Genomic DNA, 13,973 nt, shown 5'->3' with positions numbered 1-13,973 from the left:
GTCGATTCCTTAACTGAGTTGTTTTCTCTTCATTTTTTCAGAAAGCTGCATTTGTGCCCACCAAGCATCATCGGCTTCTATCTGACCTTGCTGATTGATAAATGGGCGAGGAAGCCCTTTGCGTTTAGCCACTTCAGCCAATACAGGATAGCCACCTTCAAATAGCCATTCTTGTTGTTCTTGCTCAGATAATAGACTATTTTCTCGCTCATACATGCCTGCGAGTTGGCGTTGACGCTGGGCTTCATACAAAATAAGCGCAGAGGCGACAGAGACATTGAGTGACTGCACCATACCAACCATTGGGATGATAATATGTTGATCTGCAAGGGCTAATGCCTTGTCTGATATGCCCGTTTTCTCTTGCCCCACCATAATACAGGTTGGGCGGGTATAATCAATTTCTCGAAAATCGACAGCCGTATCTGACAGATTTGTCACTAAAACCTGCATACCTTGGGATTTTATCTGAGTAATGGCACTTTCTGTGGACTGGTGCGAAATGACTTTTACCCAACTATTACTCCCCGCCGCAGAAGAGACAGAGAGTTTAACCTGTTGGTCTGGCCAAATGGCATGAATTTTGTGGATCCCGACAGCATCAGCACTGCGCACAATCGCAGAAACATTATGAGGCTTATGAATTTCTTCAAGGCAGAGTGTTAGGTCGGGCTGCCGCATCGCCATCATTTGGCAAATGCGGCGATAGCGGCGTTCATTCATAGTGAGAGTTCGTGTTTTTAATGGTATCGACTAATTACGGTTACGGCTGACGCGTAGAACGTCTGGCATGATACGAATTTTACGCATCACGTTAGCCAACTGAATACGGTTTTTAATCGACAAGCGAATAAAGGCACAGTAAACACGACCATCTTTCTCTTCAGTGTTCATGCTTTGAATACTTGAGTTCGCATCATTGATAGCGGCGGTCAAGTTAGCAAGGGCACCTTGATGGTTTATCATATCGACTTTAATTTCAGCGATAAAATCCGTGTCTGTTTCGGTATCCCACTCGACAGCCATAAATTTATCCGGTTCTTTCTGATAACCACGGATATTGCGGCAAGATTCATGGTGAATAACCAATCCTTTACCTGGGCTAATATGCGCAATAATTGGGTCGCCCGGGATAGGACGGCAGCATTTTGCAAAGGTAATTAAGACGCCATCAGCCCCTTTGATGGACAGCTTATTACGGTTTTCCGTAATCACTGGTTCTTCAACGGCACTTGGCTGAGCACTTTGAGGGTTACTTTGCAAGTTGCGAGCCACCACAACACTCATGGCATTACCTAAACCAATTTCGGCAAGTAAATCATCAATCGAGTGGAGCTTCATGCGAGCTAATTCGGCATCGATGCTTTCACGAGGTATATCCGTGATTTTGGTGCCTGCACCTAGCGCATGATTGAGTAGGCGACGCCCTAAATTAACGGAGTCTTCGCGTTTTAAATTCTTCAGTAACTGGCGGATTTTTGCACGCGCTTTTGAGCTAACGACAAAGTTCAACCATGCCGCATTTGGTCGAGCGCCCGGCGCAGTAATAATTTCTACCGTTTGACCGCTAGAAAGTGACTGAGAGAGTGGGTAAGGTTGGCGATCAACTCGCGCACCCACACAGGCATGACCGATGTCAGTATGCACAGCATACGCAAAGTCCACAGGGGTCGCGCCTGTCGGCAATTCGACAATACGACCTTCGGGGGTGAAAACGTAAATTTCATCAGGAAAGAGGTCTGATTTTACGCTTTCAATAAATTCAAATGAGCTTCCCGCACTCTGTTGGAGTTCGAGCAAGCTTTGCATCCAACGCTGGGCTTTCACCTGCGCAGTGGTTCCCAATTCGCCTTGTTCTTTATATGCCCAGTGAGCAGCAACACCCATTTCGGCCATTTGGTCCATATCTTCAGTACGAATTTGTACTTCGACTGGTACCCCATGAGGCCCAATTAATGAGGTGTGGAGAGATTGGTAGCCGTTCGCCTTAGGAATAGCAATATAGTCTTTGATTCGCCCCGGACGAGGTTTATAAAGACTGTGCATTTGCCCTAAAACACGGTAGCAGGTATCAACGTCTTCAACGATGACCCTAAAAGCATAGATATCCATAATCGAATGGAATCGCTGCTCTTTTTGATGCATTTTTCGATAGATAGAATACAGATGTTTTTCGCGACCACTGACTGTGCAAGGTACACCCGCTTCCGTTAATCGACCGTCAATTTCAGAAAGGATTTTTTGGATCATTTCTTTACGGTTACCACGAGCGGATTTCACCACTTCTTTGATAACACGATAACGGTTTGGATACAGCGCTTCGAAACCTAACTCTTCGAGTTCGGTTTTAATATGGTGGATACCTAAGCGGTGCGCGAGGGGGCTGTAAATTTCCAGTGTTTCACGCGCTATGCGGCGACGCTTATCGGGTCGTAATGACCCAAGCGTGCGCATATTGTGAGTGCGGTCTGCCAGTTTGATCAAAATGACACGGATATCTTTCACCATTGCCATGATCATTTTACGGAAGTTTTCTGCTTGAGCTTCTTTCTTGTCGCGGAAATTCAGCTTATCCAGTTTGGAAACCCCTTCGACTAAGCCGGCGACGGTGGTTCCAAACAGTTGCTCTATGTCTTGAAATGTCGCTGGAGTATCTTCAATCACATCATGAAGTAGCGCGGCCATCAGTGTTTCATGATCCAAACGCATTTCAGCCAGAATACAAGCAACAGCAACAGGGTGAGTAATATAAGGCTCACCACTGGAACGGGTCTGCCCTTCATGAGCATCCCGTGCGACAACATAGGCTTTTTTCAGTAATTCAACTTGCTCTTTTGGGAGATATTGTTGAATTATGAGATTTAGGCTTTCAAACAGATACAAGGCAGACCCACCTTAGTAATTAGCGACGACCTTCAGCGATCGCAGAAACTGCCTGCATTTCAGCGGCTTCTTGCTCTTGCTGTTCTTGGCGTTCACGCACATCCAAAATGTGACCGTTAATTAAACCTTCTTCTACTTCACGTAGCGCGATAACAGTGTGCTTATCGTTTTCTTCTGGAACTAAAGGATCTTTACCACCAGTTTGTAACTGACGAGCTCTACGTGCTGCGACCAGTACGAGGTCAAAACGGTTACCAATTTTTTCTACTGCGTCTTGAACAGTTACGCGTGCCATAAGTGTGCTACTCCAAAGAAATAAAAAAATGACCTGATATGATACTGAAACTATTCTCAGTCTGCTAGTAATTTGCTGATTAAAGCATCATGTCGCTGGACTTGGCGACCTAATCTCAAGCGCTCAGCACGCATGATAGATTGTAAATCGCTCAGTGCGGTGTTGAAATCGTCGTTTACAATGACGTAATCGTATTCATTGTAATGCTCAATTTCGCCAACGGCTTGTGACATACGCTTTTCAATGACTTCATCACTATCTTGACCACGACCACGCAGACGGCGATATAGCTCATCTTTTGATGGCGGTAGGATAAAGATACTACGTGCTTCTGGCATTTTCGCGCGAATTTGCTGAGCACCTTGCCAGTCAATATCGAGAAATACATCCACGCCACTATTCAAGACTTCCTCAATAATGGGTTTTGAGGTGCCGTAGTAGTTACCGAAAACACAGGCATGTTCTAAAAAGTCATTGTTCTCAACCATCTGAAGAAATTCAGCTTCAGAAACAAAGAAGTAATGCTCGCCATGAATTTCGCCTGGGCGTGCAGCTCGAGTTGTATGAGAAACAGAAACTTGAGTGTCATACAACGGTTGTGTCTTCAATAATGCTTGGATAAGACTGGACTTACCTGCGCCACTAGGAGCAGAGAGAATATATAACGTGCCTTGTATCATGATGATTTCTTGAATATTTGTGGGTTAGACATAAAAGATAATGATAAACCCTACATAGTATACACGTACTTAAGACAACATGCAGCGATATCAATTAACCATGAAATAAGAGTAAAAAAATTTTGGTTATTGGAAAATTGTGAACGCCTTCCAGAAAATAAATTTAACTTAATGAAAATACCATCTGTTTTGCGAAGCGCTATGCAATTAACGGCATTGCCTGCTGCCGCCCTTGATTTATTGGCTCAGAATGCAATGCAACACATAGCGGTTCGGAACATGGTATTAAACGTAAATATAATAGGGATATTATGCATTATTTTTCAGTCAGGAAACTCTGGAAATTTGGTTGGTTCTGCCTATTACTTCAATCTTTTATTTCAATAGGCTACGGTGCGGAAACGCTAGGTTCTCAACAAGCATGCCGCTCATTAGATAATGAATTCATAAGAACGGAGCAGCTGCGGTTGGGGGAGCAGCTACAAGAGTGGGATAGGCAATATCAAATCAACGGTGTGAGCGGCGTAAGTGATGAAGTTTATGATCAACTTTTGGCGAAGTGGCAGCAGGGACAGCGTTGTCAAAATTTGCCTGACACTCTAACACAACCATTACAGCCTAAAACTGAACAATTAATAAAGCATCCCATACCCCATACGGGGTTGAAAAAATTGAAATCAGAAGAAATAGCCACATGGATAGCGCCTCGTCATGAAGTTTGGTTGCAACCTAAAGTCGATGGTGTTGCGGTGACGCTGCACTATGAAAATGGACGTTTAGTGTCAATGATCAGTCGGGGTAATGGGAGTGAAGGGCTTAATTGGCGAGATAAAGCCGATTTTATTCAAGCTATCCCCAAAACTATTTCAACGAAGCAATCTCTTGTTTTACAGGGGGAACTGTTCTGGAGGCTCAATGGACATGTTCAAAATGCAGACGGTGGAAAAAATGCACGGAGTAAAATTGCGGGTTGGTTGATGCGCAAGGAGCTACCTACACAGGTCACAGATGATATCGGCATTTTTATTTGGGCATGGCCTGATAACTCTGTCGCTATGAATCGTCAATTGAGTGAATTAAATAGGCTAGGATTTGAGTTGGCACAACGATATAGCCATCCAATCGCAAACTATCAATCAGCAGCCAAGTGGCGTGACTACTATTATTCAGCATCGATGCCATTTGCAACTGACGGTATTGTATTGAAAAGCTTTCCATCGCCACCAGCATCAGCCTGGCAGGCAAACCAAAACAGTTGGAGCGTGGCATGGAAATACCCATTAAAAAGCGTGGTTTCCGAAGTTGTTGATTTCACTTTTCGGGTAGGGAAATCAGGGGCAGTAAATGTTATTGCTAACATTGAGCCCATCACGATTGATGATAAACAAGTAAGCAAAATACGTATTGGCTCACTCAATTCATGGAAGCAAAAGGATGTGCTAGTTGGGGATAAAGTCCAGCTAACATTATCTGGGCATGGTACTCCATTTATGGAGCAAGTCATTTGGCGGCGAGAGCTGCGTCAGTATCCAGATACATCATCTCTCGAAAGTTTTCATTCATTGAGCTGTTTATCATATACACCGGATTGTGCACCTCAATTTGTTGCCCGCCTTGCTTGGCTAGGCAAACAGTTAAAGATTAGCGGGGTGGGTGAAAAAACATGGAAGATATGGGTGGAGAAATATGGACTCTCAACGTTACTTGGCTGGCTTTCTCCTCATTGGCAAGATTCATTACCTAAGAATAAGAAAACGACAAATGCGCTAAGTCAGCTACAAAAAACATCGATGCAGCCGATAGTAAACTGGTTGAAAGGACTTGGAATTCCTTTAGAAATCGGACAGCTAAACAAGATATCCACGATAGAAGAATTGAGTGAACAAGAGACTGTGGAGGCGCTAGGTTTATCTGAAAAGCGGAAACAGGCATTAAAATACTGGCTGGCAGAGCCTGAAATTCAGAAGGCGCTATACACTTTGCTGGAACTGTATACTTTGCAGAAGCTAGATATCAGCCATTAGCGGTTAAACGAATGGCTGATAGGAAAATCAGTTTTGGTTAATCTTGGCTTTCGTAATTAAAAATAGGTAATCCCAAGCGGTAGCGGATGGCGAGCAATCTCGCGCTTAAGCCTGCGACCAACGTGATAATGACCACAATATCTTTCGGAAGCGGTGTATATAGCAAACCGATATATAACCATGCGGCAGCAAAAGAGACGCCAGCGTATACTTCTTTTTGGAAAACCAGAGGGATGGTGTTACACAGCATGTCACGAAGAACACCGCCAAATACACCTGTAACCACGGCCGCAATGGCGGCAATGATAGGGCTATAATTCATATCGAGGGCGATTTGAGCACCAAGAATAGAGAAGACGATTAAACCAATCGCATCAAGTATTAAGAAGAGCCGGCGAAGGTGTTTCATCATCGGGGCTATCCATATGGTGACAATGGCAGCACCTGCCACGGTCATGATGTATTCGGGGTGGGCAACCCAACCTAGAGGATAGTGACCGAGTAGAATATCACGGACAGAGCCACCGCCGATGGCTGTTGCAGAAGCAATAATGATCACGCCAAAGACATCCATTTTACGGCGTCCAGCAGCTAAAGCGCCTGTCATGGCTTCGGCAGTAATACCAATAATATAGAGAACACTTAATAACATGATGGTTTTATTCAATACTATAGTGATTGTCTAAGGGTAATATTACTTGTGAAACTTCTCGACTGAGATTTTTTATTCTCTTAAAGAATTGATTAGTTAAAGTAATCCGATAGCCTGTGTTAAATGATGTCAAAGGATAACAGATTGAACAATAAAATGCCTTATAAAGAAATATGTATTACTGAGGATTCGCGGAGTCATCAGCTTACAAATATTAATGTTTGGACACCAGATAGCCAGTGGTTAGCTTATGATGTTCGACCAAGTGGCAGTTCATTTACAGGGCAAACCATAGAAAAAATTCATGTTACAACTCATCAAAAAGTGGAAATCTATCGAGGATTGCATGGTGCCCATGTTGGCGTAGTCACTGTAAGCGCTGAAAATCCGCCTCGTTATGCTTTTATTCAGGGACCAGAATATCCCGATGAGTCTTGGCAGTATGATTTCCATCATCGCCGGGGTATTTACGTTGATGAAAACCAACTTGGTATTGCTCATCCGATTGATGCAATGTGTATTACGCCACCTTATATGGAGGGTGCGCTCAGAGGCGGAACGCATGTTCATGTTTTCAGCCCTGACGGGAAGTGGCTGAGCTTTACCTATAATGACCATGTTTTGCATGAACTCGATATCCAATTAGACCAACGCAATGTGGCTGTTGCTGTACCTGCAGGCGCTGTGACCGTTGAACCTATTGGTCATGAAAGAGAATATAGCGGCAATTTTTTCTGTAGTGTTGTGACGAAGACGACTTTGGCGCCAACTCCGAATAGTGACGAGATAAGCCGAGCTTATGAAGAGGGATGGATTGGTCAACATGGTTATATGGATCAACAAGGTCAGTGGCAAGCACGCGCATTAGCGTTTATCGGAGATACACATCATCAAAATGGTGACGTGATCCCTGAAGTTTATTTAGTTGATTTACCCGAAGACCCCAATGAATTCAAAATCCAAGGTGATGAACCTCTGCAAGGTACCGAAAAAACCATGCCAGCGCCGCCTAAGAATGTGAAACAAAGGCGCTTAACGTATACGCATCATCGGAAATTTCCAGGGTTAGCGAAACAGCCAAGACACTGGTTACGTTCTTCACCAAATGGCGAATCAATTGCTTGTTTGATGCATGATGATCATGGCATTGTGCAACTATGGTTGGTGGCAACGGCAACAGGGACACTCACCCAAGTGACATTTGGCGAGTCTTCAATTCAGTCTGCATTTAGTTGGAATAAGACTGGTGAGTATCTCTGCTTTGTGTATGACAATAGCGTTGTGCGTTGTCATGTAGCGACCGGAAATTTAGAACGGTTAACCCAAAGAACAGAAATAGCCCCTGTTGCAGATGCCGTTGTCTTTTCTCCAAATGATAAATTTGTAGCATTTATGCGAGATATTGATGGGTTTAGGCAGATTTATATTGTCGAAACAGGACTATCTAATTAAATTTTATCTGGAATAACACCTATGAAGAATAAAAAGATGGAATTTCATCTCTTTATTCTTCAGAAAAAGAGAGTTCAGGTCATCATTAAATTAAATGCTCAATATTCAATTAAAGTATATTGACTTGAAATTAATAAGTATTGGATTAATAAAATAGATAAAAAAAGATGGAAATTTAGTCAGTAAGATAAAGGTGTTATTAACCTAAATTAAGTTAATAATATTAATTGTATTTTAAGTATTATATTCCTGATTAGAGCATCAATAAGTTACTTTAATATAGGGCAATCATTGAGGGTTCTTTGGCTGTTGTTTATCAAGTTGTTGTTTATCAAGTTGCTGTTTATCAAGTTGTTCTAAACGTTTTTTCGGTGAGTCGGCCTCTTGTGAGCCGTTTGAATGCATATAATCCATGGGGATTAATAATGTATCCATAAGTGCGGTAAATGGTAAATCGATAACCAGTAATGGCTTAACTACCCAGCCCGTATCTTCATGTTGCAGCATATCAACACTATTTTTTGTTCCAGGATAATAGCTATCAGTAGGGCCTGCATGAGTCATAATACTGGAGCAGCCACTTAATGTAAGAGTCAATAATGTGGAAAATGCGAACGACCTAAAAAAAATCAAGCTTGGCATATATATGTTGACCTGCATTGAAATGGATTTTGTCTAATCAGAGATCATAATAACTAAAAACTAAAAATTCACAATCGAACGACCCTATTATTATTTAAGATACCCTCTGAATAATAGCTCTTTTTTGTATTATTTTATGTCGGTGATGTTAATAATTAGCAATTAAATTGTTTTTAACTAAAGTATAAAATTGCTCAATTGAATTGCTGTGAACTGTGCTCTATCACACAACTTCCTCTGTGTTTATTTGGCACAATCGATTCAGTTGCAAATGTAATAACTCCGTATGTCCCGTATTTTGGTTCATTGTTGTCAAAAGGATAGCGGTCTATGAGTGAATTAGCGCTTACAGTCAGTTTATTAGCATTAGCTGCCGCACTAGGCTTATGGATAGGTAATTGGAAAATCCGCAATGTGGGCTTAGGGATTGGCGGGGTTCTTTTTGGTGGAATTATTGTTGGGCATTTTGCGCGAAGTTATGGCTTGTCTCTCAATAATGACATGCTGCATTTTATTCAAGAATTTGGTTTGATCCTCTTCGTTTATACCATCGGGATACAAGTTGGACCCGGTTTTTTCTCTTCTTTACGTGTTTCTGGTTTAAAACTTAATGGCTTTGCCTTGATGGTGGTTATTTTAGGGGCAGTCGTTACCGCTATTATCTATAAAATTGCAGATATCCCTCTACCGATTATTTTGGGCATTTTCTCGGGCGCAGTCACGAATACGCCATCGTTAGGGGCTGGGCAGCAAATTCTATCTGATTTAGGGTCAGACCCGAGTTTGGTGGGACAAATGGGAATGGGGTATGCGATGGCTTACCCGATGGGAATCTGCGGTATTTTGCTGGTGATGTGGCTAGTTCGTATTGTCTTCCGTATCTCAGTAGATAAAGAAGCCGCGGAGTTCAATAGTGCGAATGTTCAGCATCGTGACTCACTGCAAACGATGAACATCGCGGTGCGCAATACCAATCTTGATGGCTTGATGATGCAAGATATACCCATGCTTGGCAGCGAAGATATTGTTTGCTCGCGGCTAAAACGCGGGGAAATGATGGTGGTACCTCAACCGACGACAGAAATACACCTTGGGGATTTACTGCATGTTGTTGGGCAAAAAGAGGATTTAAATAAAGTTCGCCTCATTCTTGGTGAAGAGGTTGAAGCGTCATTATCAACTTCCAGTTCTGTATTGCATTCTGTTCGAGTGGTCGTGACTAATGACGCTGTACTAAGTAAACGCTTAAAAGAGCTGAATCTCAAGCAGAAATATGATGTGGTGGTAACGCGTTTGAACCGGACAGGGATTGACCTGATGGCAAACAACAATTCCGTACTGCAATTTGGTGATATTCTCAATATTGTTGGTCGTCCTGAATCAATTGAAGCGGTTACTGCAATACTTGGAAACGCGAAACAGAAATTACAGCAAGTCCAGATGCTGCCGGTATTTATTGGGATAGGTTTGGGAGTTGTTTTAGGCTCGTTACCGATATTTGTACCGGGCTTTCCTGCTGCATTGAAGTTGGGTTTAGCGGGCGGGCCGTTAGTTGTTGCTTTGATTCTTGGGCGAATAGGTACCATTGGCCGACTGTATTGGTTTATGCCACCAAGTGCAAATTTAGCGTTGAGAGAGCTTGGTATTGTGATGTTTTTAGCGGTTGTAGGACTGAATTCGGGAGGGAGTTTTATTGAAACTCTTATTCAAGGGGATGGGCTTACATGGATTGGCTATGGGCTATTAATTACCTTTATTCCTCTGTTTATCACCGGCTTAGTCGCTCGTATTTTCGGCAAAATGAATTATTTAAGCCTATGCGGTGTGTTGGCTGGGTCTATGACAGATCCGCCAGCATTAGCTTTTGCAAATAATATCCACCCAACCAGCGGAGCACCGGCTCTTTCTTATGCCACGGTATACCCTTTAGCCATGTTTTTACGCATTATTTCGCCGCAGTTGTTAGCCATCTTATTTTGGGCATTATGATTGTGAGTTATGAAAGGAATAGGGTGTGGAGAAAAAGTATCCGTCTATATAAGGGTGTAATTGGTCTTTGTTCTCGCCATAACTGATATCAAAAAAGTGGTTTAATAACCGCGAATAAAATTTGTCGTGAACAAATATATTCGATTTCAATTATGGAGTTCTCGCTAATTTTGGCCCTTTCCTCAATAGAAAGGGCTTTTTTTAACTCAATTTCTAGATTCAGCGTTCAGATTCTTGATAGGCTTTTTCTAATTCTTGAGCAAGGATTTGAATCCCTTGCTCAATTTTTTCTGGTTCAGGCACATAGTTCATTCGCATACATTCATGGGCATGTTGCCAATCTTCTTCAAGTCCTGGGAAAAAGTAATGTCCCGGAACCATCAACACACCACGTGCTTTTAAGCGTTGATAGAGCTCTAAACAACTAATCGGCAGGTCTTTAAACCACAACCATAAGAAAATAGCGCCTTCAGGCTTATGAATTAGGCATTTATCTTCAGGAATATAGCGGCGAATGATCTTTATCACTTCTTCCACGCGCTGCTTATAGAATGGCCCAACAACATTCTGAGAAAGCTTAAACAAATCGTCACGCTGTAGCATTTCAAGCGCGATGCTTGGACCGATACCTCCCGGAGCAAGGCTAATAATGCCATTCATATTACTGATGGCATCAATTAACTCTTCGCTACCAATAATAATCCCGCAACGAGTTCCTGGTAGACCGAGTTTTGACAAGCTCATGCACAGAATGACATTTTCATTCCAAAATGGTGTGGCTTCGCTAAAGATAATACCGGGGAAGGGAACGCCATACGCATTATCAATCAATAATGGAATATTGTGTTGCTTAGCTAATTGGTCAAGATGCAGAACTTCCTCATCAGTGATCACGTTCCCTGTTGGATTGGTTGGGCGAGATACACAGATAACGCCAATATCTTCAGTAATTTCAAGGGTGTTAAAATCAACGTGATATTTAAACTGCCCATCAGGTAAAAACTCAATTTGCGGCTTATTTGCCACAAAAAGGTCGTCATCAAGTCCAGAATCTGCATAACCCACATATTCAGGGGCAATTGGGAAAAGAACTTTACGAGAGATACCATCTTCAAAGCGACCAGCAAGTAGGTTAAATAGATAGAAAAACGCACTTTGGCTGCCGTTTGTTAGCGCAATATTTTTCGCGCTGATATCCCAGCCTAGTTTCGCTTTTAGAGTTGCTGCTAGCGCTTTCAACATGGCATCTTTGCCTTGAGGACCATCATAGTTACACAAGGTATCGGTTAATTGCCCATTGGCACACATTTCAGCGAGGAGGTCTTGGAAATATTTATCCATCTCAGGGATATGAGCTGGGTTTCCACCGCCAAGCATAATAGCGCCGGGGGTTCTGAGGCCTTCATTCAAGTCTTTCATTAATTCTGAAATACCTGAATTCTGAGCAAATTTATTACCAAATTTAGAGAAATTCATTGTATTTATTCACATTTGTTTATTAGGTTGTTAATGGAATTTCCAACATACCGCGCTCCTATCTAGAGTTCAATAGCTTAATTGCAGTTCTTTTTCATATAAAATGTCAAACATAGGTAATAAATTGGTTTTTTGGATTAACTTATTGACTAAGCTTAGTTTATTTATGTTGTTATGTGTTCAGTTTCCATCGATAAATTTTGATTTATCGATATTGGCAACAATTTACAAGGTGGTCATTAACCATCCCGGTGGCTTGCATAAAGGCGTAGCAAGTCACAGAGCCTACAAATTTGAAGCCATGTTTTTTCAGTGTTTTAGACAACGTCTTAGAAAGCTCTGTTTCTGTAGGAAGTTGTGCGGATTCAGTCCATTTATTGACGATGGGTTGGTGGTTCACAAAGCCCCAAATGAAAGTAGAAAAATCTATTCCTTGGTTTTTCATCGCTAAATAAGCTTTGGCGTTAGCAATAATCGCGTTAATTTTTAATCGATTACGAATGATCCTTGAGTCTTGCATAAGCCGCTCTACGTCTTTTTCATCCATCATGGCAATCTTTTCGGGATCAAACTGATGGAACAGCTCTCGGTACCCTTGGCGCTTTTTCAAAATGGTGTACCAAGAGAGCCCTGCTTGCTGACCTTCGAGGCAGATCATTTCAAACAATTCTTGATTATCTTTGGTGGGTTTTCCCCATTCATTATCGTGATAGGCAATATATTCGGGATCTTGATTGACCCAATGACAGCGAGTAACTGAAGTTTCCATTTTTTCATCCTTTTTCTAATAATGTTCAGCTTGTGGGCAAGAATAGAATCTTTATACTGTATAAAAATACAGTTTTAAAGGGATGAAATTAATTTTTTTTCTTTTTAGAATGGTTACAGGCGTATTCATTGCTGTATATCTGGCGGTCAAAGGGTATACTGGTCACTTTCTTAAATTTCACGTATCGCGTGCGGATCTAACATGCAAAAGTTTGATACCAAAACCTTTCAAGGTCTTATCCTGACATTACAGGATTACTGGGCGCGCCAAGGCTGTACCATTGTTCAACCACTGGACATGGAAGTCGGCGCAGGTACTTCACACCCAATGACGTGTTTGCGCGCTTTAGGTCCAGAACCTATCGCGGCAGCTTATGTTCAGCCATCTCGCCGACCAACTGATGGTCGCTATGGTGAAAACCCGAACCGTCTACAGCACTATTACCAATTTCAGGTGATCATTAAGCCTTCACCTGACAATATCCAAGAGTTGTACTTAGGTTCATTAAAAGAACTTGGTATTGACCCAACAGTCCATGATATCCGCTTCGTGGAAGATAACTGGGAAAACCCAACACTGGGTGCTTGGGGTCTGGGCTGGGAAGTTTGGTTAAATGGTATGGAAGTGACTCAGTTCACTTACTTCCAGCAAGTGGGTGGTTTGGAGTGTAAGCCTGTTACCGGTGAAATCACTTATGGTCTTGAGCGTCTTGCTATGTATATTCAAGGCGTTGATAGCGTGTACGATCTGGTTTGGTGTGATGGCCCGCTGGGTAAAACCACGTATGGCGATATTTATCACCAAAACGAAGTTGAGCAATCCACGTATAACTTTGAACATGCCAATGTTGAGTTCTTATTCAAGTGCTTCGAAGAGTATGAGAAAGAAGCTCAATATCTGCTTGCTTTAGAAACGCCTCTGCCACTTCCGGCTTATGAGCGTATTTTAAAAGCGGCTCATACCTTTAACTTACTGGATGCCCGTAAGGCAATTTCAGTCACAGAACGCCAGCGCTATATTTTACGCATCCGTACCCTGACGAAAGGGGTGGCAGAAGCTTATTATGCTTCTCGTGAAGCGCTGGGTTTCCCTATGTGTCATAAGAACTAAG

At 42.3% G+C, this 13,973-nt stretch carries 12 protein-coding genes; 4 read left to right on the top strand and 8 right to left on the bottom strand.

Annotated features, from left to right (window positions below; translation table 11 throughout):
* Positions 1-9: 9 nt before the first annotated feature.
* Genes trmH through gmk form a run of 4 tightly spaced genes read right to left on the bottom strand, consistent with a single transcriptional unit; the run spans position 10 to position 3,858 of the window.
* Positions 10-723 carry a tRNA (guanosine(18)-2'-O)-methyltransferase TrmH gene (gene trmH / locus PR799_RS09430; protein WP_154602285.1) on the bottom strand — a complete coding sequence of 238 codons (714 nt, stop codon included), beginning with the start codon at positions 721-723 and terminating at the stop codon, positions 10-12.
* A 30-nt stretch (positions 724-753) separates the two neighbouring features.
* Entirely contained in the window at positions 754-2,883 is a 2,130-nt protein-coding gene (spoT, locus tag PR799_RS09425; RefSeq protein WP_154602286.1) for a bifunctional GTP diphosphokinase/guanosine-3',5'-bis pyrophosphate 3'-pyrophosphohydrolase, read from the bottom strand.
* A 19-nt stretch (positions 2,884-2,902) separates the two neighbouring features.
* Positions 2,903-3,178 (bottom strand): DNA-directed RNA polymerase subunit omega, encoded by a 276-nt coding sequence (gene rpoZ, locus PR799_RS09420; RefSeq protein ID WP_006659598.1) that lies wholly within the window; start codon positions 3,176-3,178, stop codon positions 2,903-2,905.
* A gap of 56 nt (positions 3,179-3,234) precedes the next feature.
* The gene (gene gmk / locus PR799_RS09415) at positions 3,235-3,858 is read right to left on the bottom strand and encodes a guanylate kinase (RefSeq protein WP_036948585.1); all 624 of its coding nucleotides are present in this window, start codon (positions 3,856-3,858) and stop codon (positions 3,235-3,237) included.
* Between the two features lie 311 nt (positions 3,859-4,169).
* On the opposite strand from gmk, the gene ligB reads away from it, so the two are divergent.
* Positions 4,170-5,882 carry an NAD-dependent DNA ligase LigB gene (gene ligB, locus PR799_RS09410; RefSeq protein WP_272521825.1) on the top strand — a complete coding sequence of 571 codons (1,713 nt, stop codon included), beginning with the start codon at positions 4,170-4,172 and terminating at the stop codon, positions 5,880-5,882.
* Between the two features lie 37 nt (positions 5,883-5,919).
* Here ligB and PR799_RS09405 read toward each other — a convergent pair whose 3' ends face one another.
* Positions 5,920-6,534 (bottom strand): trimeric intracellular cation channel family protein, encoded by a 615-nt coding sequence (locus PR799_RS09405; protein WP_036948588.1) that lies wholly within the window; start codon positions 6,532-6,534, stop codon positions 5,920-5,922.
* A 123-nt stretch (positions 6,535-6,657) separates the two neighbouring features.
* Here PR799_RS09405 and PR799_RS09400 point away from each other — a divergent pair, with 123 nt between their 5' ends.
* On the top strand, positions 6,658-7,986 hold the full coding sequence (locus PR799_RS09400) for a DUF3748 domain-containing protein (RefSeq protein WP_272521824.1): 1,329 nt from the start codon (positions 6,658-6,660) through the stop codon (positions 7,984-7,986).
* A 288-nt stretch (positions 7,987-8,274) separates the two neighbouring features.
* Here PR799_RS09400 and PR799_RS09395 read toward each other — a convergent pair whose 3' ends face one another.
* On the bottom strand, positions 8,275-8,628 hold the full coding sequence (locus PR799_RS09395) for a YceK/YidQ family lipoprotein (protein WP_154626455.1): 354 nt from the start codon (positions 8,626-8,628) through the stop codon (positions 8,275-8,277).
* A gap of 330 nt (positions 8,629-8,958) precedes the next feature.
* Between PR799_RS09395 and PR799_RS09390 the strand changes: the two genes are divergently transcribed.
* Positions 8,959-10,617: a putative transporter gene (locus PR799_RS09390; RefSeq protein ID WP_154626457.1), complete on the top strand. Its 1,659-nt coding sequence runs from the start codon at positions 8,959-8,961 to the stop codon at positions 10,615-10,617.
* Between the two features lie 219 nt (positions 10,618-10,836).
* Here the strand turns inward: PR799_RS09390 and PR799_RS09385 are convergent, their stop codons facing one another.
* Together PR799_RS09385 and PR799_RS09380 are read right to left on the bottom strand one after the other, a co-directional pair.
* Positions 10,837-12,093: a valine--pyruvate transaminase gene (locus PR799_RS09385; RefSeq protein WP_154626459.1), complete on the bottom strand. Its 1,257-nt coding sequence runs from the start codon at positions 12,091-12,093 to the stop codon at positions 10,837-10,839.
* Positions 12,094-12,298: 205 nt separating this feature from the next.
* Positions 12,299-12,862, bottom strand: a complete 564-nt coding sequence (locus PR799_RS09380; protein WP_154626461.1) for a DNA-3-methyladenine glycosylase I — start codon at positions 12,860-12,862, stop codon at positions 12,299-12,301.
* Positions 12,863-13,063: 201 nt separating this feature from the next.
* Here PR799_RS09380 and glyQ point away from each other — a divergent pair, with 201 nt between their 5' ends.
* Positions 13,064-13,972: a glycine--tRNA ligase subunit alpha gene (gene glyQ, locus PR799_RS09375; protein ID WP_006659589.1), complete on the top strand. Its 909-nt coding sequence runs from the start codon at positions 13,064-13,066 to the stop codon at positions 13,970-13,972.
* The last annotated feature ends 1 nt before the right edge of the window (position 13,973 follow it).

The organism is Providencia sp. PROV202, from assembly GCF_028479565.1.
Classification (GTDB): domain Bacteria; phylum Pseudomonadota; class Gammaproteobacteria; order Enterobacterales; family Enterobacteriaceae; genus Providencia; species Providencia zhijiangensis.
Note: the sequence above shows the minus strand (reverse complement) of the source record. Positions and strands in the feature narration are given on the sequence as shown.